Source organism: Actinokineospora xionganensis, assembly GCF_014323725.1.
Classification (GTDB): Bacteria; Actinomycetota; Actinomycetes; order Mycobacteriales; family Pseudonocardiaceae; genus Actinokineospora; species Actinokineospora xionganensis.
Genome location: NZ_JABVED010000014.1, coordinates 144259 through 168063, shown reverse-complemented (window position 1 = coordinate 168063; position 23805 = coordinate 144259). Strand labels below are relative to the sequence as shown.

Here is a 23805-nt window from a genome sequence, read left to right as displayed (position 1 = left end):
GATGGTGCGTCTGGGAGACAGGTGGCGGCTGTGGGAGCAGTTCGCCTTGCGCGGGCCCGGTTTCCCGGCCGCGGGCGTGCTGCGCCTGGCGCCCGCGGGGATCGCCGAGGCGGCGGACAAGTTCGCCCACGGCGACCTGGCGGGGGCCGAGTGGACCGCGTTCGAGGACCTCTTCGGCGAGGCGGCGGTGGCAACCGCGCGGGCGCTGCAGGACATCGCCCGCGCGTCCGACTTCCGCGCCGCGGTGGCCTGGCAGAACCGTCCGGTCCTGCGCTCGGGCATCGAGCCGTTCCTGGCGTGGACACCCACCGCGGCGGGCCGCACCAGCATGCCGCGGCAGCGCGAAGAGCTGGTCGCCCACTACTGGCAGCGGTTCTGCGTCAAAAATGACACCATCGGCTTCTTCGGCCCGGTCGGCTGGGGCCGCTGGGACGCCACCGCGCGCGGCATCGAAGTCGACCCCGGGGAGGGTCTGGTCGCTCGCACGAACGTGTACTTCGCCAGCTGGGCCATCGACACTCTGGCGAAGACGATCGGCGCCGACCCGGACCTGAGCGGCTGGATCGCGCCGCGCCGGGTTCCCTTCGTCCGGATCACCGACGAGGGTGTGGTCGTTCCCGGCAGGCCGCCGCAGCCGGTTTCCGCCGAGCTGCTCGCGGTCCTGGCCGCCTGTGACGGGATCACGCCCGCCCGGGACCTCGACGCGGATGAGGAACTCGCCGAGCTGGTCCGCCGCCGCTGGGTCGTGTGGCGGCTGGAGGTGCCCGCCGACGCGCGACCGGAACGACACCTGCGCGGCTGGCTGGACCGGGTCGGCGACGCGTCCGCCCGCGACCGCGGCCTGGCGATGCTGGACGTGCTCGAACGCGGCCGCGACGCCGTGGCGGCGGCCGGGCCGGACGGGCTGGTCGAGGCCCTGTCGGCGGTGGAGGCGGACTTCTCCACGCTGACCGAGGCCGCGGCGGTCCGTGAGAAGGGCTCGGGCACGGCGCCCTGCCGGGCGATCGTGTACTCGGACTGCACCCGCTCGGCCACCGCCCGCCTGGGCGTGGACATGGTCGAGCGGCTCGCGCCGCTCGACCTGCTGCTGACCGCCGCGGCCTGGCTGACATCGACCGTCGCCGAGCGGATCATGGGCCGGGTGCGTGAACTGTTCGACGAACTCGGTCCCGTCGACCTGGCCACGTTCTGGTTCGCGTGCATGCCGGTCCTGCACGGTTCGACCGACGCCGCCGATGTGCAGCACGAATTCTGGAAGCGTTGGGCCGACATCCTTCCGCTGGCGGGCCGCCGGGTACAGGTGTCCAGTGTGGACATCACGGACCGGGTGCGCGAGGCGTTCGGTGGAACCGAGGCCCGCTGGGCCGCCGCGCGGTACTTCTCGCCGGATGTGATGGTCACCGATGACGGCGACCTGGTGCTGGGGGAGCTGCACGTCGCCAGCAACACGCTGGGGTCGTCGCTGTTCGTCAACCAGCACCCGGCGCCCGAGGAGCTGCTGGCGGCCACCTCGGTCGACCACCCGGGTCCCCGGCTGCTTCCCGTGCTGCCCAAGGAACACCGGTCGCGGCTGTCCGCGCGCATCCGACACTCGCTGGTGCGCGACGAGGACTACTACGTCTCGCTGGTGGACCATACGGTCGACCCGGCCCGGCCGCGCACGGTGCTCAGCGCCGACGTCCAGGTCGCCGAACGGTCTCGTGGGCTGGTCGCCGTCCTGCCGGACGAGACCGAGTTCGACCTCGCCGACGTGTTCTCGCACGTGTTGACGACGATGGTGATGGACCTGTTCCGGCTCCTTCCGGAAAGCGACCACTCGCCTCGGGTGACGATCGACCGGATGGTGGTCGCCCGGGAGACCTGGCGGTTCACCGCCGCCGATCTGGCCTTCGCCGGCGACAAGAGCGAGGCCCGCCGGTTCGTGTCGACTCGGCGTTGGCGGGGCGACCTCCCGCGGTTCGTGTTCGTGGTCTCGCCCGCGGAGCCCCGGCCGTTCTTCGTGGACTTCGACAGCCCGGTGTATGTGGCGATCTTCCTCAAGGCGGTCCGCAGGCTGGCCCGCACGGATCCGCTGGGCAAGTTCACCGTCACGGAGATGCTGCCGACCCCGGACCAGACTTGGCTGGTCGACGACCAAGGCCGCGGCTACACCTCGGAGCTCCGGTTCGTGGCCGTGGACGACTGACAGCGCGGCGAATAGGGGCACGTCCAACCCGGACGTGCCCCTATTCCCGTCCCCGAGTCCAACATCCAGAACAANCCTATTCCCGTCCCCGAGTCCAACATCCAGAACAACGAGTCCAACGTTCCCGACAACGAGTTCGACGTTCGGGGGGCCCGAACGTCGAACTCGTTGTCGGGAACGTTGGACTCGCGGGATGGAGGGGGCGGGGAGGGGCGCGCGCCCTCTTCCCGTGCTCACACGGCGCAGGCGACCTCGAGTGGCTCGGCCACCGGAACCTCGAACGCCTCGCACAGCGCGGCCACCGCGTCCCGCGCCCGGTCCCGCGCGCACACCGCGGAGATCCGGGTCGCCTCGGCGGTGACCAGGTCCAGCCGGATCGAGGTGATCAGCAGGGCCTCGCAGAAGGTGGACAGGACCGCGGGATCGGTCCGCAGACCGGCGCCCCGCAGGGTGACGACCGCTATGTCGCGGTCCACCCGGGCGCGGAGTCCGAGCTGCCGCACCGCCCGCTCCAGAGCCGGGCCGGGCGCCGCCAGGAACGTGATGACGCCCGCCTGGCCGCCCGCCACCGTGGCGGTCACACCCAGGGTGTCGAGCAGCCGGAACACGCGGGCGGCGGTGCCGGGGTGATGCCCCACCCCGGTCACCTCCACCCGCGCGGTGGACAGGTCCATGCGCACGTCGCGCACGATCGCGCGTTCCATGGCGTTAGAGGACGCCGCTGATGGCGGCCCCGAGGAGGGATACATTCGGTGGTCGCATGACCCCGAAGTGGTCCCCGGGCACCTGGTGGACATGGACCCCGTCGGTCAGTTCCCGCCAGCGGGTGAGGTAGTCGTCGAAGGTCTGGCCGACGGAGACCTCGTGCTCGCCCTTCGTCAGCTCGTCGCTGGCGATCAGGTGCAGCTCACCGGGGTAGGGGCGGTGGCGGTAGCGCAGGTCCATCTCCATGACCTCCCGCCAGATCCGGACCGCGCGCGGCCAGACGTCGCCGACTCCCTGTTCCGGCAAGGTGATGCCGGTGTCCGGGTCGACGTCGTCGACCAGGTGCTCCAGCAGGGCCAGGATTTCCGCGCGCCGCTCCGGCAGGTCCGGGTCGGGCCCGGTGAGCAAGTCCTCGAGCCGCTTGATCAGGCCGAACTCGCTCCAGCCCTCCGTGCGCGTGTGCACATCGAGCCCGGGGTCCAGCAGGATCAGGGTGACCTCCTCGCCCGCCGAGCGCAGCCGGTGGGCCATCTCGGTGGTCACGCAGCTGCCGCCGCACCAGCTGAACAGCCGGTACGGGCCCGCGGGCTGTGTCCGGCGCAGCTCGGCCACATACCGCTCCGCCATCTCCTCGGCGGTCGGCGTGGCGCCGTCGTGCGGCCCGGGCCACTCGAAGCCGATGATCGGGACGTCCTCCCGCACATGCGGCGCGAGCTTCATGTACCAGTGGGCGCTGCCGCCGCCCGGGTGCACACAGACGAGCGGGGTGCCCGTGCCACCTTCCCGGATCCACAGCAGCGCGTTCGACGTCGCCGCCCGAGGCGCGGTGCTCTCGATGGTCCGCGCCAGCCCGGCGACCGTGCGGTGCTCCACGAAAGACCGGAACCGCAGCTCGACGCCATGGCGCACCCGCAGGGCGGCGATGATCCGCATCATCGCCAGCGAGTGGCCGCCCAGATCGAAGAAATCGTCCTCGACGCCCACCCGCTCGACCCCGAGCGCGTCGGCCCAGGCCGCGGCGATCGTGCGCTCCATATCGGTGCGCGGCTCGACATAGGTGGCGGCCTCCTCCGGCCGGGTGCTCTCCGGCGCGGGCAGCGCGACCCGGTCGATCTTGCCCGCCGGGGTGAGCGGGAAGTCGTCCAGCGCGATGTACTGCGACGGCAGCAGGTGCGCGGGCAGGTGGCCGCGCAGGTGCTCGCGCAGCTCGGCGGCCCCGGGACCCGGCGCGGGCCGGGTGTAGGCGACAAGGGTCTGGTTGTGCACGGTCACCACAGCCGCCGCGACCTCCGGGTGCGCGGTCAGCGCCGCCTCGACCTCGCCGAGCTCGATACGGAAACCCCGCACCTTGACCTGGTTGTCGCGCCTGCCCCGGTACCGCAGCTCCCCGTCGAGCCCGCGGGTGACGATGTCGCCGGTGCGGTAGAGCCGTTCGCCCGGGCCGCCGAACGGGTCCGGGATGAACCGGTCAGCGGTCAGGTCGGGACGGTTGAGGTAGCCGCGGGCCAGCGCCTGCCCGCCCACGCACAGCTCACCGGGCACGCCGAGGGGCACCGGGCGGTGCTTCTCGTCGAGCACGTGGACGCGCACATTGCCGATGGGGCCGCCGATGGACGGCGAACCCGCGATGTCGGCGGGCACGTCGGTGAGCGTCGCGCACACCGAGGTCTCGGTCGGGCCGTAGGCGTTGATGAACCGCGCGTGCGCGGCCCAGCGGACCGCCTGCTCCCGCGGGCACGCCTCGCCCGCGGACACCAGCACACGCAGCGCCGGGAAGTCGGCGGGCTCCAGCTTGTCCAGAATGGACGGTGGCAGCGTCATGTGGGTCACCACGCCCGCCTGTGTCCGCAGGTCGCCGGGATCAGCGTCGGCGGGCGGAAGGACGAGCGCGGCGCCGTTGGTCAGCGCCATCAGCAGCTCCCACACCGAGGCGTCGAAGCTGGGCGAGGCGAACTGCAGCACCGCGTCACCCGGGCGCACGTCGAGGTGTTCACGCTGCGCGTGCCGCAGGTTGAGCGCTCCCCGGTGCGGCACACCGACGCCCTTGGGCCTGCCGGTGGACCCGGACGTGTAGATCACGTAGGCCAGGTTGTCCGGCAAGACAAGCGTTTGCGGTGCGGTAGGGGGCAACTCCGCCGCGTCGATCGGGCTGTCGATCACCAGGGCCGTGCCGGAATCCTCGAGCATGTAGGCGATCCGGTCGGCCGGATAGTCCGGGTCCACCGGCAGGAACGCGCCGCCCGCCTTGAGCACCGCCAGCATCGCGGTGACCAGCTCCGGTCCGCGGGGCAGCCGAAGCGCGACGATGACGTCCGGACCGACCCCTCGGTCGCGCAGCCAGTGCGCGATCCGGTTCGCCTCGTCGTCGAGCTCCCTGAAGGTCACGATGTCGGTCTCAGTGTCCGCACCGCGGCGCAGGGCCACCGCGTCCGGAGTGGACACTGCCTGGGCCGCGATCAGCTCGTGCGCCAGGCGGTCGGTCGGATAGACGCGGCGGGAGTCGTCGCGCAGGGCCAGGTCGAGGTCGACCGGGTGCAGGGTGACCGCGTGCGGGTCGCCGTCCGGGTCGGCGGCCATCGCCTCGAGGACCCGCCGGTACGTGCGGCCGAGCATGTCCAGGTGCGGCCGGGCGATCCGGCTCTCCCGGGCGCCCAGGCGCAGCACACCGGGGAACGTCCACACCTCCAGGCCCAGCTCGCTCGGGCTGAAGTCGTCGACCATGCCGACCGAGTCGGCTTTCCAGTCGAGCACGTGGAAGTCGAGGTAGCCGAACGCGACCTCGATCAGCTCGGCCGACCGGCTCCATTCCTGTTGCATCGCCGGCATCGGGTACCGCCGGTGCGGCCACAGCTCGGCCTCGCCCGCGAACACCTGCCCGACCAGCGCGCGCCAGCTCCGCGCGGACAGGTCCGCGGCGTAGGGGACGGTGTTGAGGTACATGCCGAACACCTCGTCGCCGCGCGCCCGCTCCGGGCGGCCGTTGCAGACCAGGCCGCCGAAGAACCGCTCCCGCCCGGTGACCACGCGCAGCGCGGTGAGGTGCGCCGAGTGCAGCACGCTCTTGAGCGAGGCGTTGGCCGCCGAGGCCAGGGCGCGCAGCCGGGGGAGCAGATCCGCCCAAGGCACGTCGATGATCGTCGCCTTGTCCGAGTGGACATCGCTCGCCCACGCCTCGGGCAGCTCGAACCGGTCCGCCGAGCCGATCTTCGACCGCCAGAACTCGCGGTCCTCCGCCGACTCCAGCGCGGCCCGTTCCATCGCGACGAAGTCGGCGAACCGGACCTCCGGCGGCGGCGCGAGCTCGGGTCGCTCGCCGCGGCGGATCGTCTTGTACAGCGCGATGAACTCGGCGACGACCGACGTGTGGCTCCAGCCGTCGAGGATCGCGTGGCACTCGGTGTGCGTGAGCCACCATTCGCCGTCGCTGATCTGGTGGACGTGGTACCGCAGCAGCGGCGCGCGGTCGAGGTCGAACGGGCGGGAGCGCTCGGCCACCAGAAAGGTGTCCACAATGGACCGCTGGGTGGCGGGATCGGCGTCGCGCAGGTCGTCGAACCCGATGGGCAGGTCGGCGCGCTCGTGCACCAGCTGCAGCGTCTCGCTGAAGTTCGCCAGGTCGAACGAGGTCCGCAGGATCTCGTGCCGGTCGACGAGGATCCGGGCCGCCTCGCGCAGCGCGGCGAAGGAGAACGGCGACTCGTCGTGCACCCGGTAGCAGGAAACGTTCTGGTAGACCGCCCGGTCGTTGGCCGCCAGCATCTCGTAGACCATGCCCGCCTGCGTGCGGGCCAGCGGATAGGCGTCGACCAGTCCCGCGGGCAGCAGGTCCCGGTCCGCCGGGGTGAGCTGGCCGAACCGCTCCACGAGCGGCTCGTCGGCGAGGGCCGCGCCGGGATCGCCGACCAGGGCGGCCAATGCGGCGATGCTCTGGTGGGTGAACAGGTCGTGCACGGCGAGGCTGAACCCGTGCTCCCGCAGGGCGCCCACGACCCGGATCGCGCGCATCGAGTCGCCGCCGAGCTGGAAGAAGCTGTCGTGCACCCCGATCTCGTCTATGCCGAGGGCGTCGGCGAAGGCGTGCGCGATGGCATGCTCGGTCGGGCTGCTCGGCGGCACGTAGGCCACCGTCAGCGCGGACCGGCGGCTCTGGGGCGCGGGCAGCGCCTTGCGGTCGGTCTTCCCGCTGCCGGTCAGCGGCAGCGCCGGGAGCGCCACCCAGCGGGCGGGGACCATGGACTCCGGCAGCCGCTCACGCAGGTGCGCTCGGAGCACCGTCTCGTCGGCGTCACCCACCACGTAGGCCACAAGACCACCGTCGCGGACGGTCACGGCCGCGTCGGTCACGCCGGGATGCGCGGTGAGCGTGGCCTCGATCTCGCCGAGTTCGATGCGGTGCCCGTTGACCTTGACCTGGTGGTCGAGCCTGCCCAGGTACTCGATCTGACCGTCCGCCCGGAAGCGCGCCAGGTCACCGGTCCGGTAGAGCCGCTCGCCGGAGCCGCCGAAGGGGTCGGGGATGAACCGCTCGGCCGTCAGGTCCGGTCGCCCGAGGTAGCCGCGGGCGAGTTGGACGCCCGCGAGCAGCAACTCGCCGGGGACGCCCACGGGGACGGGGTTGAGGTCGCGGTCCACGATGTGCGTCCGCGTGTTCGCGATGGGCTTGCCGATGGTCACCGGCTCGCCCGGGTGGGTCTGGACCGCGGTGACGTCGACCGACGCTTCCGTTGGCCCGTAGAGGTTGTGCAGCTCGCAGCCGATCCGCTCGTGCGCCGCCGTGACGAGGTCGGCGGGCAGCGCCTCGCCGGAGCAGATCATCCGGCGGACCGAGGGCAGCCCGGTGAACGGCTCCGTGAGGAAGGCCCGCAGCATCGACGGGACGAAGTGCAGCGTGGTGATCCGCTCGTCGTCGATCAGCGACGCCAGGTAGGCCGGGTCGCGGTGGCCGCCGGGGCGGGCGACGACGAGCGTGGCGCCGGTGGTCAGCGGCCAGAAGAACTCCCACACCGACACGTCGAAGCTGTACGGCGTCTTCTGCAGGACCCGGTCCGTGGCGTCGAGCCCATAGGCGGACTGCATCCACTGCAGCCGGTTGACGATCCCGCGATGGTCGACGAGCACGCCCTTGGGCCTGCCGGTGGAGCCGGAGGTGTAGATCACGTACGCGGCGGAGCCGGGTGTGGTGCCCGGATCGACGGCGGACAACGGGAAGCCGGAGACATCGATGGCCTCGTCGATGACGAGCGCCGCTCGTGAGTCGCCGACCATGAAGTCGAGCCGGTCGGCCGGGTAGTCCGGGTCGAGCGGCAGGTACGCGCCGCCCGCCTTGAGCACGCCGAGCAGCGCGGCGACGAGGTCGTGGCCACGGTGCAGCCGCACACCGACGACGGACTCCGGGCCGACACCGTGGGAACGCAGGTAGTGCGCGACCTGGTTCGCCCGGGCGTCCAGCTCGGCATAGGTCAGCTCCGTGCCCTCGAACCGCACCGCGGGCGCGTCGGGGGTGTGGGAGACCTGCGCGGCGAACAGTGCGGGCAGGGTCGCCTCCGGGTACGCGGTGGCCGTGTCGTTCCACTCGGCCAGCCGGTCCTTCTCGCCCGCCGTCATCAGGTCCAGCGCGCTGATCGGCGTCGCCGGGTTCGCGGCCACCGCCGCCAGCAGTGCGCCGAAGTGTCCGGCGAGCCGTTCGATCGTGTCCCGGTCGAACAGCGCCGTCGCGTAGTCGAGCGCGACCGCCAGCGTGCCGTCCGCGCGTTCGGCCACGGCGACCGACAGGTCGAACTTCGCCGACGACTCGCCGACGTGGATCGGCTCCGCGAGCAGGCCGCCGATGGCGGTGGCGCTCGCCTCCGCGCCGACCTGGGAGAGGAACATCACCGAGAACAGGGGAGTGCGCGACGGGTCGCGGTCGGGCGACAGAGCGTCCACCACCCGCTCGAACGGCAGGTCCTGGTGGGCGTAGGCGTCCAGGGCGGTGGCGCGCACCCGGCTGAGCACGTCGGTGAACGTCGGGTCGCCGGACAGGTCGGTGCGCAGCACAAGGGTGTTGAGGAACAGCCCGACCAGGTCTTGGACCTCGCGCCGCTCACGTCCGGCGACCGGCGTGCCGACCGCGATGTCGGTGCCGCCGGTGTAGCGGGCCAGCACGATCTTGAACGCGGCGAGCAGCGCCATGTACGGCGTCGCGCCGAGCGACCGGGCGTGCCGGATCACCGCGGCGGAGACGTCGGCGGGCACGGTGAAGGTGACCTCGGCGCCCGCGTGGTCGCGCACCGGCGGGTGCGGCCGGTCGGTCGGCAGCTGCAGCGGGCTGAGCCCGGACAGGGTCGAGCGCCAGAAGTCGAGCGAGCGGTCGACGGGAAGCGATTCGCGTTCCCACACCGCGTAGTCCGCGTATTGCAAGGGAATCTCGGGCAGCGTCTCACCCTGGTAGAGGGCGCCGAACTCGCGGGCCAGGACGTCCTCGGACCAGCCGTCGGTCGCGATGTGATGGGTGGTGACCAGCAGGGCGTGGTGGTCGGGCCCGAGGATCGCCAGGACGGCGCGGAACACCGGCCCGGCGACCAGGTCGACCGGCGTGCGGTCCGACGTCGACAGCTCGCCGAGCCGCTCGTCTTGCTCCGCGGCGCAAAGCCCGGTGATGTCCACTACGGACAGCTCGACCGGCCCGGGCGGGTCGATCACCTGCACCGGTTCGCCGTCGACGACGGTGTAGCGGGTCCGCAGCACCTCGTGCCGGGCGGCCAGCCCGTCGAGCGCCCGGCGCACCGCCTCCTTCGACAGCGCGCCGCGCAGCCGCAGGCCGAAGGTGAGCAGGTACTCGGTCCCGCCGGGCTGGAGCTGGTCGAGGATCCACAGCCTGCGCTGCGCGAACGAGGTCGGCAGGACCCCGCCGCGCGGCGCGGGGGTGATCTCGTCCCGCGCCCGCGTCGCGGTCCCGCTCAGCCGCTTGGCCAGCAGTCTCGCCCGCAGGGCGGCCCGCGAGGTGTCGTGGTCGACGGTGTCGGTCATCGCACTCCTTGTCCGGTTCGCGCCGACCACGTCGGCAGGCCTGGGCCGAGTGGCGGCGTCATGACACGCCGTCCCCGGCCAGTAGTTCGGCGATCTCCTCGTCCGACAGGGACGCGATGTCGGCCTCGATCGCCTCGGTGACGGCCTCGGCGACCTCGGCGACGGTGAGGGCCTCGAAGAGGGCACGCAGGGGCAGGTCGATGGCGAAGGCCTCGCGCAGCCGGGACAGCACCCGGGTCGCCATCAGCGAGTGGCCGCCCAGTTCGAAGAAGTTGTCGTCCGCGCCGACGCGTTCCACCCCGAGGACGTCGGCCCAGATCGCGGCGACGGCGGCCTCGGTGGGGTTCCTCGGCGCGACATGGGCGCGGGCCGACTCGGTGACCGTCGGGTCCGGCAGGGCCTTGCGGTCCACCTTCTTGCTCGGGGTGAGCGGCAGCTCCGCCAGGCCGACCCACTGGGTGGGGATCATGTACTCCGGCAAGGCGTCGCGCAGGTGCGCCCGCAGCGCCGGGACGTCCGGCTGCCCGTCCGTCACCAGGTACGCGACCAGCTGCCGGTCGCCGGGGCGGACCTCGCGGGCGACGACCGCGACCGCCCGCACCGACGAGTGTCCGGTCAGCGCGGCCTCGATCTCGCCGAGTTCGATGCGGTACCCGCGCACCTTGACCTGCTGGTCGATCCGCCCGAGGAACTCGATCGCGCCGTCCGGGCGGTACCGCACCAGGTCGCCGGTCCGGTAGAGCCGCGCGCCGGGCTCGGCCGAGAACGGGTCCGGCACGAACTGGGCCGCGGTCAGCTCCGGCCGCGCGTGGTAGCCGCGCGCCAGCCGGATGCCGCCGAGGCACAGCTCGCCGGGGACGCCCAGCGGCACCGGTCGCAGGTCCGCGTCGACGATGTAGCCGCGGGTGCCCGGAACCGGCTTGCCGATCGGCATCGTCGCCTCGGCGCGCTCGCCCGGCAGATCGCCGCTCACCGGGTGCAGCACGCAGGTGACGGTGGCCTCGGTCGGGCCGTAGTTGCACAGGAACCGACCCGGCAGCCCGGTCTCGGCCCAGCGCCGGGCGTCGGCGACGGTGACGACGTCGCTGCCGACGTTCATCAGCTTGAGCCCGGTCAGCCCGGACACGTCGGACTCCATCATCGCCCGGTAGTAGGCGGGGGTGATCTCCACGATGGTCACGCCGTGCTCGGCCAGCCGGGCGGGCAGGTCGGCGGGCGTCCAGAAGACGTGGTCGCTGACCACGATGGTGGCGCCCGCGGCCAGCGTGGCGGCGATCTGGTCCATCGCCACGTCGAACGTCATCGCCGAGAGCAGCACGACCCGGTCGGCCGCGGTGATGCCGTACGCGTCGGCGATCACCTTGCAGTGGTGCGCGTACGACCGGTGCTCGATCATCACGCCCTTGGGGCGCCCGGTGGAGCCGGAGGTGTAGATGATGTACGCCAGGTTGTCCGGCGTGACCAGCGGTTCCAGGTCGGTCTCCGGGCCTTCGGCGGCGGCGATGTCGACCACGGGATGCTCGTCGGAGGCCAGCCGGTCGAGGAACGCGGCGCTGGTGACCACGACCCGCACGCCGGCGTCGGCCAGCATGAACGCGAGCCGATCAGCCGGGTGCGCCGGGTCGAACGGCACGTACACGCCGCCCGCCTTGAGCACGCCGAGCAGGCAGACGACCGCCTCCGGGCTGCGTTCGAGGCACGAGCCGACGACCGTCTCCGGGCCGACACCGAGCTTGCGCAGGTGATGGGCCAGCCGGTTCGAGCGGGCGTTGAGGTCGGCGTAGGTGATCTCGTCGGTGCCCGAGACGACCGCGACGGCGTCCGGGGTCTCGCGTGCCCGGCGCTCGATCAGCTCCGGGACCGTCAGATGGTGCTCGGCGCTCGGGTCCAGTTCGGACACTCGGCCGCCGTCGGGGTCGGGCCAGTCGGCCAAGAGCGCCTGACGCTCCACCGCGGGGATCATGTCCAGCTCGGAGATCGGCCGGTCGGCGTCGATACCGGCCAGCAGACGCAGGTAGTGCCCGCTCAGCCGCTCGATCGTCGCCCGGTCGAACAGACTGGTCGCGTATTCGAAGACGAGCCGCAGCCTGCCGTTGTCGCGCTGCTGCGCGGTGAGGGTGAGGTCGAACTTCGCCACCTCGGTGCCCGACCGGACCGGCTCGATCACCGCCTCGCCCAGCTCACGCGGGAAACCTTCGAGGTTCTGCACCTCGAACATGATCTGGAACAGCGGGTTGCGGGAGAGGTCGCGTTCGGGGCTGAGCGCGTCGACCAGATGCTCGAACTGGACATCCTGGCGGGCGAACGCGTCGAGGCACACCTGCCGCACCCGGCCCAGCAGCTCGCCGAACGCGGGATCGCCGCTCAGGTCGTTGCGCAGCACCAGGTTGTTGACGAAGAAGCCGAGCACGTCCTCCATCTCCTCGTGGGTTCGCCCGGCCACCGGCGTGCCCACCGCGATGTCCGTGCGGCCCGTGTAGCGCGCGAGGACGATCTCGAACGCGGCGAGCAGCGTCATGAACGGGGTCGCGCCCAACCGGTTGCCCAGGTCGATGACGGCCGCGCCCACCTCGGCGGGCACGTCCACGCCGAACGTCTCACCACGCGGGTCGCGCACGGCGGGCCGGGGACGGTCGGCGGGCAGTTCGAGCGGGTCGAGCCCGGCCAGCTGCCCGCGCCAGTAGTCGAGCTGGTCGGTGACGTCCTGATCCCGTTGCCACACCGCGAAGTCGGCGTACTGCACCGACGGCGGCACCAGTGGCGACGGTTCGCCCGCGACGGCCGCGCGGTAGGCGGCGTCGAGGTCGCGCAGGAAGATGCCCATGGACCAGGCGTCGAACACGATGTGGTGCAGGGTGATCGCGACGAAGTGGTCGTCGGGGCCCGCCTCGATCACCGTCACCCGCAGCGGGTGCTCGGTCGCCAGGTCGAACGGCGCACTGGACGCGGCGTGCAGCCGGGTCCGCGCGTCGGCCTCGTCCTCGGCGCGCACCACGGCGAAGGCCGTCGGTCCGGGCGCGTCGATCACCTGGACAGGGTCGTCACCGGCGCTGACGTAGCGGGTGCGCAGGATCTCGTGGCGGCGCGCCACCTCGTCCATCGCGGCGCGCAGCGCGGGCACGTCCAGCTGTCCGCGCAGGCGCAGGGCCAGCGGGATCAGGTATTCGACGCTCGCGGGTTCGAGCTGGTCGAGGAACCACATGCGCTGCTGCCCGAACGACAGCGGCAGGTCGCGGTCGTGGGCAACCGGGGTGATCGCGCTCGCCCGGCCCGCGGTGTCGCGGTCGATCAGCGCGGCCAGGTTGGCCACCGTGCGTTCGGCGAACAGCTCGGCGACGCCGAACTCCACGCCGAACGTCCGCCGCAGCCGCATCACCAGCCGGATCGCGAGCAGCGAATGCCCGCCCAGGGCGAAGAAGTCGGCGTCCGCGCCGATCTCCCCGGTGTCGAGCAGCTCGGCCATCAGCTCGGCGACCGCGCGCTCGGTCTCGGTCCTCGGCTTGATCACCGCTGTCTCCGTCGGCCGTGAGCCGGACGGGTCGGGCAGGGCGGCGCGGTCGAGTTTTCCGTTGGGGGTAAGGGGAAGCGCGTCGAGGGCGATGATGGTGGACGGGACCATCATGGCGGGCAGTCGGTCCGCCAGGTGCTCGCGCAGCAGGTCCGGACGCACGGGGGAGCCGTTCGACGGCACCGCGTAGGCGACCAGCTCCAGCTCGCCTGAGCCGGACCGGTGGGTGGTCACGACCGCCGCGCCGACCGACGGGTGGGTGCGGATCGCCGCCTCGATCTCGGCGGGCTCGATCCGCACGCCGCGGACCTTGACCTGGTCGTCGACGCGGCCGGCGAACTCCAGCACGCCCTCGGCGGTCCACCGGGCGAGGTCGCCCGTGCGGTACCAGCGCTCGCCCGGGGTCTGGGCGAACGGGTTGGGGGTGAAGCGCTCGGCGGTGAGGTCGCCGCGCCCGGCATAGCCGCGGGCGAGCCCGACTCCGCTCACGCACAGCTCGCCGGGCACCCCGATCGGCGCCTGCCGGTCCTGGCCGTCGACCACGAACACCCGCAGGTTCGGCAGCGGGGTGCCGATCGGCACGGTCTCGCCCGTCGCCTCGGGGGCATAGGTCCAGGCGGTGGCGTCGATGGAGCATTCGGTCGGGCCGTAGGTGTTGACCACCTCGACGTCGACGGTCTCGCGCAGCTTCGCGCACAGGGCGGCGGGCAGCGCCTCGCCCGCGGAGCAGACCAGCCGCAGCGACCGGCAGCGGGCCAGGGACGGCTCCTCGACGAGCAGCCGCAGGATCGACGGGACGACCTGGAGCATGGTCACGCCGTGGTCGGCGACGGCCGCCAGCATGGCCGCGGGGTCGCGGTGCGCCTCGGCGGGCGCCATCACCACGGTGCCACCGGACACCAGTGGTGAGAGGAACTCCCACATGGCCGCGTCGAACCCGATGGTGGTCTTCTGCAGCACCCGGTCCGCGGCGGTCATCCCGTAGCGCTCCACCGACCAGAGCACGCGGTTGCGGATGCCCTCGTGCGTGATCACCACGCCCTTGGGCCTGCCGGTGGAGCCGGAGGTGTAGAGGATGTAGGCGGCGTCACGGTCGCGAAGGGACGGTCGGCGGGCGGGTTCGGCGGTCGCGACCGCCGTCCACTCCGAGTCGAGCGCCACGGTGTCGACGTGGGCGGGTATCCGGGTCCGGGCCGCATCCTCGGTGAGGATCAGGTCGATGCCCGCGTCGGCGACCATCAGCGCGAGCCGGTCGGCGGGATAGTCGACGGGCAGGGGGATGTAGACGCCGCCCGCGGACAGCACCGCCAGCAGCGCGACGGCGAGATCGGTCCCGCGGCCCATGGCCACGCCGACCGGGTTCTCCGCGCCCACGCCCCGGGCCTGCAGGTAGTCGGCGAGGGTGGCGACGCGGCCGGCGAGGTCCGCGTAGGTGGTCTCCTCGGCGCCGGAGACGACCGCGACCGCGTCCGGTGTGGACATCGCCTGGGCGCGGAACAGCTCGGGCAGGGAGGAATCCCGCTTGACCAGGTGGGGCCGCGACCAGGCTTCGACCCGTCGCGACTCGTCGTCGGCGACGATGTCGAGCGAGCTGACCGGCGCGTTGGGCGTCTCGGCGACGCGGGTGAGCAGGTGGGTGAGGTTCGCGGCCATCCGCTCGATCCGCGCCCGGTCGAACAGCGCGGTCGGGTAGAGCAGCTGGCCCATGACCGACCCGTCCGGGCGTTCGATGATGTGCAGCGACAAGTCGAAGGCCGAACTGGTCCACGGCTTCTTGAAGATCTCCACGGACAGGCCGGTCAGCCCGAACGGCTTGGTGGCGGCGCTGTGCAGGGCGAAGCCGACCTGGAAGACCGGGTTGCGCGAGAGGTCGCGCTCCGGGGCCAACTCGGCCACGACCCGCTCGAACGGCACGTCCTGGTTGCCGTAGGCGTCGAGTGTGGTGTCGCGGACCCGGGCCAGCAGATCGGTGAAGGACGGGTCGGCGGACAGGTCGGCGCGCAGGACGATCGTGTTGAGGAACAGGCCGATCAGGTTCTCCAGCTCGACCTGGTCGCGGCGGGCGACGGACACGCCCACGGCGATGTCGTCGCGGCGCGCGTAGCGGCTCAGGAGCAGCTGGAAGGCGGCCAGGTACACCATGAACGGGGTCGCTCCGCTCGCGCGGCCGACACTGGTGAGGCTCGCGACGAGGTCGGCGGGCAGGTGGAAGTCGACGCTGTCGCCCGCGGCGTCCCAGGTGGCCGGGCGGGGGCGGTCGGTGGGCAGGTCCAGCGGGGTCAGGCCGGCGAGGCGCCCGGTCCAGAAGTCGAGCTGCCTGCGCAGCGTGTCCGCCGAGGAGTCCCACCACTGCCGCTGCCAGTCGGCGTAGTCGGCGTACTGGACCGGCAGCTCGGGTAGCTCGGGGGTGGTGCCTGCCGTGATCGCCTCGTACTGGGCGGACAGCTCGGAGAGCAGCACTCCCCACGACCAGCCGTCGAAGGCGATGTGGTGCACCGCGAACAGCAGGACTGAGTCGGTGGGGGACAGGCGCACCAGGGTCAGTCGCCAGGGCGGCTGGGTCCGCAGGTCGATCGGCGCCCGCAGGTCGGCCGAGCCGATCTCGTGCACCCGGCGGTCCCAGTCGGCCTCGGATGTGCCCGTTATGTCCACTTCGGACAGTGCGATGGCCGCCTGTTCGTCGATGACCTGCACCGTCATGCCGTCGACCGTGTCGTAGCGGGTGCGCAGCACCTCGTGCCGGGCCACCGTCGCGGTGAGCGCGGCGGTCAGCGCCTCGACGTCGAGCGGCCCCCGGAGCCGGTAGGCCCGGTGCAGCAGGTACTCCGTGGCCGCGCCCGACCGGAGCTGGTCGAGGAACCACAGCTGTTCCTGCGCGAATGACAGCGCGAAGCCGCCATCACCGGTTGCCATCGAACGCCTCCCTGATCTGTCGGTGTGTGCTCACGCGGTGTGCGCCGGTCCGTCTACTGAGGACTCGGCCATGGCGACGGCGATCTTGCGGGGCCCGGTGAACGGCTCCCGCGCGTGCGCGGCCAGCATGTTGTCGACGATCAGAACGTCATCGCGCTCCCAGTCGAACCGCCGCTGCGCCGCCCGGTATGTGTCCCGAAGATGCGCGACCACCTCGTCGGGGATCGGCGCGCCGTCGCCGTAGTAGGTGTTGGTGGGGAGGTCGGTGTCGTCGAACATCTCCCGCAGTCCCGCGCAGACATCCTCGGCGAGGGTGCTCACGTGGAAGAACGTGAGATGGTTGAACCAGACCTGGTCGCCGGTCACCGGGTGGCGGTGCACCGCCTGCCTGCGGGCCCGGGTGCGCAACCCGTCTTTGCCCACCCACTCGACCTCGACCCCGTTGCGCGCGCAATACGCGGCCACCTCGGCCCGGTCGTCGGTGTTGAACGCCTGCTGCCACGGCACACCGAACCCGGGCACGAAGTTCCGCACCACCATCCACCCGCGCGCCGCGAACTCGTCGCGGACCGCCGGATCGATCGTGCGGTACACCTCGCGGATGTCGGCCAGCGGCGTCGATCCCAGCGTGGTCGGTGGCTGGATGCAGTAGAAGAAGAGGGTCAGCGGCCAGGAAGCCTGGTAGGAGTTCTCGTTGTGCAGGAAGATCTCCTCGCTCGGCGGGTAGTCCGTCGAGGTGTAGACCTGGCCTTTGATCGTGCTCCGCGGCGAAGATCGCTCGGCGTAGGTCAGCGGTGTCCCCGACACCGCCCGCACGACACTGTCGAACCCGTCGACCCCGCCCACGTCGAACCCGCGCAACATCACCGCGCCGTGCTCGAGCAGCTTGCCCCGGATATGCGCCCGGGCATCGGGCAGGAAGCCCGCCATCGGCGTGGCCGCTGCCTCGGCCGTGATCACATAGGGCAGTGCCAGTTCCGTCGCCAAGGAGGAGGTCGTCGCGTCCATGGCGTTGAGGGTGTCCCCCAGCGGCGGTCCGCAGGAGAGAAGTTCCCGCAGCACTGAGCGCACCACCCGCGCCCCCACCCTGCGCGTCTTTCCCTACCTGCCCACACAACTCCCCGCGATGCTTCCACCCGAGCCAAGAGACAGGCCGACCAGGGAGGGACGCCCGTGTTCCGCACCATGCTCAAGTCGAAGATCCACCGAGCCACCGTCACCCAGGCGGATCTGCACTACGTCGGGTCGCTGACCATCGACGAGACTTGATGGATGCGGCGGACTTGCTGGCAGGCGAACAGGTCCACATCGTCGACATCACCAACGGCGCGCGGCTGGAGACCTACGTCATCGCGGGCGAACGAGGCACGGGCGTCATCGGCATCAACGGCGCCGCCGCGAGACTGATCCAGCCCGGCGATTTGGTCATCATCATCAGCTACACCATGGTCCCGTCGACCGAAGCGGCGTCGCTGATCCCGAGGGTGGTGATGGTGGACGCCGCCAACCAGAGCATCGGCCACACCACGGACCCCGCCGAACCCATCCCCGGGACCCCCACCGTGCGCGGCGATCTGACGTTTGCCTGACCGACCAACGCACCCACGCCCCACGGGAAGAAACCTCGCCTGGGACCACTCCACACCCAACCTGTCCGACAAGCAAGATCCCCGCTCTCCCGCCCCGAAGTAGCCAATCCCCATACCCCGGCCCGGACGAGAAACCCCCCACGGGGGGGCTTGGGTTCAAGAGGTCGTTGCAACACCCGAGTTGAGGGGTTGCGATGGACTTCGAGATCCGGAGCGATCGGGGGCCGCAGGGCCGCAAGACGCTGGTCCGTGAGCGGGAGCTTTACCTTTCCCTTGTGGATCAGGGGATGAGCAACAGCCAGGCGTGTCGTGTCGTGGGTGTGAACCGGCGCACGGGCAGTGTGTGGCGTCACGGGCGAGCGGAAGGTCGTGTGGTGAAGTCCTGCCCACCAGCGCGGAAACCGCTGGTGGGCGGGACTTCGTCTCGTTTTCTGACCGAGGACGAGCGGATCATGATCGCCGATATGCGGCGGGCGAAGGCCACGATGCGGGCGATCGCCGCCGAGGTCGGCCGGCCTGTGTCGACGATTAGCCGGGAGATCAAGCGGAACTCTCATCAGGGCAGCGGTGACTACCGGCCGCATGCCGCGCAGGCCCGTGCCGATGCCTGGCGGGCCCGGCCCAAGGGCGGGAAGATCGTGGCCTGCCCCGAGCTGCGGGAGGTCGTGCAGGACTGGCTGGGGCTGGAATGGGGCCCGGAGCAGATCAGTCGTAGCCTGCGGCGGGAGTTCCCCGACCGGCCGGAGACGCGGGTGTCGCACGAGACGATCTACCAGGCCCTCTACGTCCAGGGCCGTGGCGCCCTCACACGCGAGCTCGTCGCCTGTCTGCGCACCGGCCGGGCGCTGCGGGTCCCGCGTGCCAGGTCGCGGCAGAAGGCATGGGCGCACGTCACCCCGGAGGTTCTGATCAGCCGGCGGCCTGCCGAAGCCGACGACCGCGCCGTTCCTGGACACTGGGAAGACGATCTCGTCATCGGACTGCAGCGCTCGGCGATCGGCACTCTGGTGGAGCGGACGACTCGGTTCACGATGCTCGTTCACCTGCCCCGCGAGGAAGGCTGGGGTGTCGACCCGCGCACCAAGAACGGTCCCGCGCTCGCCGGCTACGGTGCGGTCACCATGGCCAACGCCCTCGCGAACACTGTCATCGGGCTTCCCGAACAGCTGCGCCGATCGCTGACCTGGGATCGCGGCGAAGAGCTTTCCGCGCATGCCCAGTTCACCGTCCAACCGGACTTCACGTCTACTTCGTCGACCCACATTCCCCCTGGCAACGCGGCACGAACGAGAATACAAACGGGTTGCTGCGCCAGTACTTCCCCAAAGGCACCGACCTTCTGGGCCGGGGCCCGGGGTGTTGAGGTCCGGGGACTGTGTAGATCGGTGGGTGTCGGGTACCCCGTTCTGGCGAACTGATGCCGAATGCGAGGAGCCGACATGTCCCACAACGGAGCCGACCAGGACGTCATCGAGTTGCTGCTGTCCCAGCACCGTCGGATTCGTGAACTGTTCGACGACCTCGACCACGCCAAGGGCGACCGCCGCCGGGACCTCTTCAGGGAGTTGGTCCGCTTGTTGGCTGTCCATGAGACGGCTGAGGAGGAGATCGTGCACCCGGCCGCGCGGGAGACCAAGGGTGGGGACGCGGTCGTGGACGCCCGCGTCGGGGAGGAGCGTCGGGCCAAGGAGCTGCTGTCAACCCTCGACGACATGGGTCCCGAGGCCGAGGGCTTCGACACCCTGCTCCTCCAGCTCCGCGACGACGTCCTGGCGCACGCCGATCATGAGGAGCGCGAGGAGTTCCCCCGACTCAAGGCGACCCTTGACGACGACCGCCTGCACCGCATGGCAGGCGCGGTCCGGGCCGCTGAGGCCATCGCCCCGACCCGGCCGCACCCGGGTATCGAGGGACCGGTGGAGAACCTGGTCCTCGGACCGCCGATGGCGATCATGGACCGGGCCCGCGACCTGATCCGCGGCGCGCTCGGCCGGTGACGCGGCGCACAAGCTGATGGGCCGTGGGCCGTGGCGCGTCCCGTGGGACGCGCCACGGCAAGTCGCCTACGGGAGACTGAACTCCTGGGTCTGCGGGTTCAGGTGGTGCAGCCGCATGGCGCCCGCTGTCTCGTTTCCGCTGAAGCGGTACACGTTGACGCCTTCGGTGATGCTGGACTCGTAGATGAAGTTGTTGTACCAGTAGGACGACCAGGCGCCGCCGAGGTCCGGCGGGGTGATCGCGGGCGGGTCGGACCAGCCGAGCGTCACCGGGTTGGCCGGGTCGGTGAACTCCGTGACCCAGGTGCCCGCCTGGTAGTGCCCGCCGACGGCGATGTGGCGGCCGCTCCGCAGCGGCACGATGTTGTAGTTGTGGACGGTGCAGTTCTCGCCGACGCCGTCCTGGCCTCTCGGCAGCACCCACTGGCCCAGCTTGGCGCCCGTGGCGGCGTCGTAGAAGAACATGCTCTTGTCGATTGGAGGATCGGTGCTCTGGCATTCCGGTTCCGCCCCGCCGCCGGGCTCCCAGCCCAGCACCAGGACCTTGCCGTCCCAGCTGAACGCCGCCGAGTGCCAGCGGCCGTTCGTGCCCACGTGTCCGACGCCGGGCTCGAAGACGGTATAGAGGAGCACCGGGTCCGCGAGGCTGCCGCCCGGAAGGGCGTTGTCGCCGATGTCGAAGACGTTGGTCGTGTCCGCGCTGGCGCACGCGGCCAGGTTCACCGAGCCGAGGATCAAGCCCATGTCGTGGCAGCCGGTGCGGACATCGGTCGTCGGTCCCGCCAGCGGCTCCCGCCGCAGCAGGTTGGCCGTGTTGGGCGCGCCCAGCGGGATCTCGATGACATCGATGAAGTCGCCGGCCGGGTCGTCGTTGGTCCGGGTGCCGTCGACACAGCCCGCGCTGCTGGAGTTGTTGCTGTAGACGATCAGCCGGGCGCCGTCACGCGCGCCGGTCAGCGTGTGCGAGCCACAGGGCAGCGAGACGGCGGTGAGCAGCGTCGGGTTCGCCGTGTTGCTGATGTCGAAGACGTGCACCCCCTCCCAGCCGGGGGGCACGGGCTGGGAGTCGCAGGTTCGGGCGACGGACTTCTTGGAGTTCCACGACCGCACCAGGATGTTCTCCCAGACGAAGATGTCGCCCTGGTCGCCGTTGCAGCGCGTGTGCGAGAGCTCCGTCGGGTTGTCCGGGTCGGCGACGTCGATGATGCGGAAGCCGTCGTAGTTGCCGTTGAACGCGAGGTTGCCCCAGAACGCGAGGTCGGAGTTGACATGTCGGACACCGTCGGGCTCGCCCAGGAATGTCGCGGGATGAGGGCTGTGGCCCTTGGCGTGCGTGTTGGGGGTGTGTGGGTTGGTCGCGTGGTCGGCCACCGCGATGGCCGGGGCCATCAGGGCGCAGGCCGCGACGAGCGTGCCCACGATTCGAATTCGCCGTGACATACGAATCTCCTTGTGTCGTCACGGGCAAGTGGCCGGACCCCGCCCCTCGATCGGGGCCCGGCCAGGTGCCGACTACGGGAACAGGCGCTCTTGCGTCTGCGGGTTGTCCCGAGCGAGCAGGGCGGCGCCCGCCACTGCCGGATGGTCGATGGCGAAGATGTCCACGCCACGGTTGATGTCGTTGCCGTAGATGAATCCGTTGTGCCAGTACGACGACCAGGTGTTGGCCGCGATCGGGTCACCGGGCCGGTAGAAGCCCAGTTCCACCGGGTTGGCCGGGTCGGTCAGGTCGGCCACCGTCGTCCCGCCGGTATAGGCGGAGGACACGAGGATGTCGCGATCGATTCCCGGCACGTAGTTGAAGTTGTGCATCGTGCACACGCCGGTCTCGGCGCGTGGAATCTTGTAGTGGCCCAACACCGCGGCCGTGGCCACGTCGTAGGTCCACACGGCGCCGGTCGTCGGCGGGTCCTCTGCCCGGCAGCGCGCGATCGCTCCGCCGCCTGCCTCGTCGCCGAAGGTGACCTTGGTGCCGTCCCAGGTGAACTGCGCGGAGTGCCATGCCTTTACCTGTGGTGTGGCGATGGTGTGCAGCACCCTGGGATGCGCGCGGTCGCTGATGTCCCAGATCTGCCCGACGCTCAGACACGCCGCGGCAGCCAGGTTCAGCGGCTTGAGGACGGTGATGTCGTGGCAGCCCCGGGTGTCCTGCAGCACCGGGTTCGCGAACTCCAGCCGCGTGTGCTCGAACACCGGCACACCGGTCGTCTCCGGGGTCGAGACGACCTGGGCCTTCGCCGGGTTGTTCAGCGGCACGTGGATCACCGAGATCTTGCCGTGGAACTGCCGGCAGTTCGGGCCGACCGAGGTCGTGGTGACCGCGTAGGACGACACATAGATGAACAGGCTCCCCTGGCCCGCAGGCGCGAGCGTGTGGGTGTGGGAGCCGCAGTCGGTGCGCACCGACGCGATGTGCTTGATGTCGGCGGGGTTGCGCACATCGAAGATCCGCACGCCCTCCCAGGCGGTCGGATGCGCGGTGGTCGCGTTGACGCTGTCGCACTCCGGCTTGCTCTGCGGAGTGTCGACCGAGGAGAACAGCAGGCCGTTGTAGACCGAGACATCGCCCTGTCCGCCGTTGCACGGCTTGAAGGCGACCTGGGTGGCCGTGGCCGGGTTGGAGATGTCGATGACGCGGAAGCCGCTGAAGGTCCCCGCGTAGGCGTAGTCGCCCTCGAAGGCCAGATCGGACTGAGTCGCGTTGTCGACCTTGGGCAGATTCTTGACCAACGTCATGTTGGCGCTGTGCAGATCCGGACCGCCCCCGCCGGTGGGCGGGTGGGTCCCGTGGTCGTTTTCGGGGTCGTGCGCATAGGCCGTCGCGGGCGCCGCGATAAGCGCGGCCGCCGCGAGAAACACCGTGCAGGTCAGCCGCCATCGTCGTGTCACGGCAGCTCCTCCTTCTCGGACGGCTGTCGGGGGTGCTGGCCGCCCTACTGACACCCATCGCAAATAGACCGAAGGTGTGACTCGCGTCACCCTTCCGGCCTAGTTGCGTTCTGTGTCCGTTACTTCACCCCGCCGGCCGTCAGGCCTGCTACCAGGCGTTTCTCGATGAGAGCGAAGAGGATCACCACGGGCAGGATGCCGATGATCGATACCGCGAAGACGTACTGCCAAGCCGAGTCGTACTGCCCGACGAACTTCGTCAGGGCCACTGTGAGTGGCTGGTTGGTGTCGGTGGGCAGCAGGATCAGGCTGGCCGCGAACTCGTTCCAGCAGGCGATGAAGGTGAACACGACCGTGGTCACGATGCCCGGCCAGACCAACGGCAGCATGATCCTTCGCATCGAGTCGAGGCGGGAACAGCCGTCCAGCCAGGCCGCTTCCTCGATCTCCTTGGGGACCGCCGAGAAGAAGCTGTGCATGATCCACACCGCGAAGGACAGGTTGAAAGCCGCGTTGACCAGGATCATCGACAGATAGGTGTCGTTGAGTTCGAGCGTCACGAACTCGCGGAACAGGCCTGAGGCCAGCACCGTGGGCTGCAGCATCTGGGTGATCAGCACCAGCAGCAGGAACGGCATCTTCAGTCGGAAGTTGTGCCGCGCGGTGAAGTACGCCGCGGGTACCGCCGCCAGCAGGGCCAGCAGGGTGCCGCCGATGGAGATCACCACGGTGGACCACAGGTTCGAGGGCAGCGGTGTCTCCGGTGTGCCCCACATCGTCAGGAAGTTCTCGGGGTGCCATTCGGCGGGCAGGTAGGTCGGTGGGACCTTGAGGATCTCCGGGCGCGACTTGAATGCGCCGGACAGCATGATCAGGTAGGGGGCCAGGAAGATCAGCGCGATAACCCCGCCGATCGCGGTGAGGTCCCAGCGCCGTCGTGTGGGCTTGGTCGGGCGTGGTGCGCGGCTGCCCGAGAGGGCGGGGGGAGCTTCGGTGAGGGTGCTCATCTGC

9 protein-coding genes and 2 pseudogenes are annotated in these 23805 nt (G+C 70.8%); 4 read left to right on the top strand and 7 right to left on the bottom strand.

What is annotated here, in order from left to right:
* Position 1: 1 nt before the first annotated feature.
* On the top strand, positions 2 to 2185 hold the full coding sequence (locus tag GPZ80_RS23595; RefSeq protein ID WP_187223243.1) for a lantibiotic dehydratase: 2184 nt from the start codon (positions 2 to 4) through the stop codon (positions 2183 to 2185).
* A gap of 233 nt (positions 2186 to 2418) precedes the next feature.
* Here GPZ80_RS23595 and GPZ80_RS23590 read toward each other — a convergent pair whose 3' ends face one another.
* The 4 genes from GPZ80_RS23590 to GPZ80_RS23575 are packed head-to-tail and all read right to left on the bottom strand — an operon-like array spanning position 2419 to position 17381.
* On the bottom strand, positions 2419 to 2889 hold the full coding sequence (locus GPZ80_RS23590) for an aspartate kinase family protein (RefSeq protein ID WP_187223242.1): 471 nt from the start codon (positions 2887 to 2889) through the stop codon (positions 2419 to 2421).
* Between the two features lie 4 nt (positions 2890 to 2893).
* Positions 2894 to 9898 carry a non-ribosomal peptide synthetase gene (locus GPZ80_RS23585; protein WP_187223241.1) on the bottom strand — a complete coding sequence of 2335 codons (7005 nt, stop codon included), beginning with the start codon at positions 9896 to 9898 and terminating at the stop codon, positions 2894 to 2896.
* A gap of 58 nt (positions 9899 to 9956) precedes the next feature.
* The gene (locus GPZ80_RS23580) at positions 9957 to 16319 is read right to left on the bottom strand and encodes a non-ribosomal peptide synthetase (protein ID WP_187223240.1); all 6363 of its coding nucleotides are present in this window, start codon (positions 16317 to 16319) and stop codon (positions 9957 to 9959) included.
* A gap of 30 nt (positions 16320 to 16349) precedes the next feature.
* Positions 16350 to 17381, bottom strand: coding sequence for a TauD/TfdA family dioxygenase (locus tag GPZ80_RS23575; protein ID WP_312880526.1), 1032 nt, complete (start codon positions 17379 to 17381; stop codon positions 16350 to 16352).
* Between the two features lie 111 nt (positions 17382 to 17492).
* Here GPZ80_RS23575 and panD point away from each other — a divergent pair.
* The 3 genes and pseudogenes from panD to GPZ80_RS23560 all read left to right on the top strand — a co-directional run bounded on the left by panD (position 17493) and on the right by GPZ80_RS23560 (position 19905).
* Positions 17493 to 17908 (top strand): annotated as a pseudogene (gene panD, locus GPZ80_RS23570) (aspartate 1-decarboxylase).
* 194 nt (positions 17909 to 18102) lie between these two features.
* Positions 18103 to 19247, top strand: a pseudogene (locus tag GPZ80_RS23565) (IS30 family transposase); the annotation flags it as partial.
* 100 nt (positions 19248 to 19347) lie between these two features.
* Positions 19348 to 19905 carry a hemerythrin domain-containing protein gene (locus GPZ80_RS23560; protein ID WP_187223238.1) on the top strand — a complete coding sequence of 186 codons (558 nt, stop codon included), beginning with the start codon at positions 19348 to 19350 and terminating at the stop codon, positions 19903 to 19905.
* A gap of 66 nt (positions 19906 to 19971) precedes the next feature.
* On the opposite strand, the gene GPZ80_RS23555 is transcribed toward GPZ80_RS23560, so the two are convergent.
* From GPZ80_RS23555 to GPZ80_RS23545, 3 genes are all read right to left on the bottom strand, one after another.
* Entirely contained in the window at positions 19972 to 21345 is a 1374-nt protein-coding gene (locus GPZ80_RS23555; protein ID WP_187223237.1) for an LVIVD repeat-containing protein, read from the bottom strand.
* Between the two features lie 72 nt (positions 21346 to 21417).
* The gene (locus GPZ80_RS23550) at positions 21418 to 22794 is read right to left on the bottom strand and encodes an LVIVD repeat-containing protein (RefSeq protein WP_187223236.1); all 1377 of its coding nucleotides are present in this window, start codon (positions 22792 to 22794) and stop codon (positions 21418 to 21420) included.
* 119 nt (positions 22795 to 22913) lie between these two features.
* Positions 22914 to 23801 (bottom strand): carbohydrate ABC transporter permease, encoded by an 888-nt coding sequence (locus GPZ80_RS23545; RefSeq protein ID WP_187223235.1) that lies wholly within the window; start codon positions 23799 to 23801, stop codon positions 22914 to 22916.
* Positions 23802 to 23805: the final 4 nt, after the last annotated feature.